2 protein-coding genes are annotated in these 2,706 nt (G+C 52.0%); both read right to left on the bottom strand.

Annotated features, from left to right (window positions below):
• Nucleotides 1-110: 110 nt before the first annotated feature.
• Nucleotides 111-1,361 carry a NupC/NupG family nucleoside CNT transporter gene (locus ACSZPU_RS24890; protein WP_499004263.1) on the bottom strand — a complete coding sequence of 417 codons (1,251 nt, stop codon included), beginning with the start codon at nucleotides 1,359-1,361 and terminating at the stop codon, nucleotides 111-113.
• Nucleotides 1,362-1,510: 149 nt separating this feature from the next.
• Entirely contained in the window at nucleotides 1,511-2,443 is a 933-nt protein-coding gene (gene rihB, locus ACSZPU_RS24885; protein WP_499004261.1) for a ribosylpyrimidine nucleosidase, read from the bottom strand.
• Between the last annotated feature and the right edge of the window lie 263 nt (nucleotides 2,444-2,706).

Here is a 2,706-nt window from a genome sequence, read left to right as displayed (position 1 = left end):
AAGGGGTTTTGATAACTGACTTAAAGCTGAAAGCTTTCCGGAACCCCCAGCCTAGCTGGGGGTTTTCTGTGCACAAGAACGCACGCCAGTAACACTGGCGTGCGGTTGAATCAGGCAAGACCGATAAAGAACCCGGCGATGGTGGCGCTCATCAGGTTAGAGAGCGTTGCCGCCGCCAGCGCCCGCATACCGAGTTGGGCAATTTCCGATGCCCGTTGTGGCGCAACGGCGGAAAACGCCCCCACCACCACTCCAATCGAGCCAAAGTTAGCAAAGCCGCACAGCGCAAACGAGATAATGGCGATAGTTTTCACGTCCAGCGTCCCTGCGGCATGCAGATACGGTGAAAAGCTGAGATAGGCCACGAACTCATTGATCGCCAGCTTTTGCCCAATCAGGCTGCCAGCAAGCGTCGCGTCATTCCAGTCGACGCCCATGATCCACGCCAGCGGTGCCAGCACATAGCCGAAGATCCCTTCCAGCGTGGCATGACCGAAGCCGAACCAGCCGCCAACGCCGCCGATAATGCCATTAATCAGCGCGATGATGGCGACAAATGCCATCACTACCGTGGCCACGCCCGCTGCGATTTTTAGTCCGGTCATCGCCCCGCTCGCTGCTGCTTCGATAATGCTTTTGGGTGGCGTTTCGGTGAAGGAGAGGTTTTCAAAGGAAACTTGCGTCGCCTCTGTCGCCGGGCTGAGCAAACGGGCAAATAAGATCCCACCTGGTATTGCCATTAATGACGCCGCCAGCAGGTAATCAATCGGCACTCCCAGACCGGCGTAGCCAATCATGGTGGAACCGGCGATCGACGCCATCCCGCTGCAAATGGCGGTAAACAGCTCATTGCGGTTCAGGCGGTCAATAAAGGGTTTGACGATCGCCGGGATCTCATTTTGCCCGAGAAATATGGTCGTCACGGCAACAAAGGATTCGATTTTACTGATGTTGAGCGCTTTCTGGAAAATACCGCCAAGAATGCGGATGAGAATGCCCATCACACCAATATAATAAAGCAGGCTCACCAGCGCGGTGATAAAAATAATGGCGGGCAATACGCGAAAAGCAAAGATAAAGCCAGCTCCGTCAAATATTACATCCATTTTCGGCCCAACTAACGAACCAAATATAAAAGCACTGCCGGCATCGCTATAGTTCATGACTTTGTGGATGCCGAGCGCCGCTTGTTCGGCCAGCCATTTCCCCGGTGGGAAATAGAGCATCACGCCACCAATCGCAATTTGTAATAATAATGCCGTGCCCACCGTGCGCAGGCTGATATTTCGTTTATTTACTGACAGTAAAAAGGCAATCGCCAGTAATACCACCATACCCAGAACACTTCTCATTATATCCATAATGATTTTCTCTTAATGCCAGGCTTTCGGTATATTCAGGCTGAGGCGCGCCATTGCACGTGACGCTTATTCACGCACAATCACGGGACTCAGACTGAATGGGGGTGGGCGACGGCTTACTGCCCTTTATTTTTTTGGCCTATGCTGTATCAGTGATACATCCGCACGCACTCTTCCACCAGGCCCCAGAACCAGTTGGTGTCGATGGTGATGCCAACTTTGGTGTTCGCGGGTTTGCCCAGAACGCCCAGCTCATCACAGACAGTACGCCCGTAACAAGGGCCGCTATTCACGTCGATCTCAACGTACATCTCCTGGGTTTTGATGCCCGCCGGGTTAATCAGATAGCCAATACAGGTTGCGTCATGCACCGGGTCGCCTGCCAGACCGTAGTTCTCAAACTGCGTTTTCAGGGTGAAGTTCATGATATCGCTGAACAACTGGCCCGCCGGACCACCTGCTTTTTCCATCCGCGCAATCACGTCTGCCGTGCAAACGGTCTGGTTGGTCAGATCAAGGCCCATCATCACCAGCGGCACGCCAGAGGTAAAGACCACGCGCGCCGCTTCCGGGTCGGCGAAGATATTAAATTCAGCCGACGGCGTGAAATTCCCGGTGCCGTACGCGCCGCCCATCAGGACAATCTCGCGGATTTTTGGCAGGATCGCCGGCTGCATACGCATGGCAACCGCAATATTACTCAGCGGCCCCACCGGTACCAGCGTGATGTCGCCGTCGCTCGCCATTAGCGTATCAATAATATATTTCACGGCATGCGTCGTTTCGGCCTTGCGGGTAAGCGGTTCAAATACCGGGCCATCAAGACCGGATTCGCCATGAATATTATCCGCCACAATTTGCTGGCGCATAATGGGCTGCGGCATCCCGGCATAGACCGGTACATTAATATCCAGTTTCTGACAGACATTTAATCCATTCACTAACGTTTTATCCAGCGTCTGGTTTCCCGCGACAATGGTAATACCCAATAAATCAATTGCAGGGTGACGCGCCGCCATCATCATCGCAATAGCATCATCATGTCCTGGATCGCAATCCAGAATAATTTTCCTCTTTTCCATTTTTATTTCCTCTGCTCGCTGTTAGGTTATTTTCGTCTCATCAAAGAAAATTTAATTCGGTCGATGATTGAAGCATATCAGCAGGCCACGTATGCTAAATATGAGAAATCTCATATCGGGAAGCAACGATGAAAGAAATTCAAAATGACGATCTCAAACAGCAACTGATCATTAATTCCGGATATAGATGGCGGATTCAACTCCGAAGTGCAACGCTAAGCCGCCAATCTTAGCTCTGCAAACACCACAGACGGTTGCCTGAA

It is taken from the genome of Phytobacter sp. V69 (genome assembly GCF_965644215.1).
Classification (GTDB): domain Bacteria; phylum Pseudomonadota; class Gammaproteobacteria; order Enterobacterales; family Enterobacteriaceae; genus Phytobacter.
Note: the sequence above shows the minus strand (reverse complement) of the source record. Positions and strands in the feature narration are given on the sequence as shown.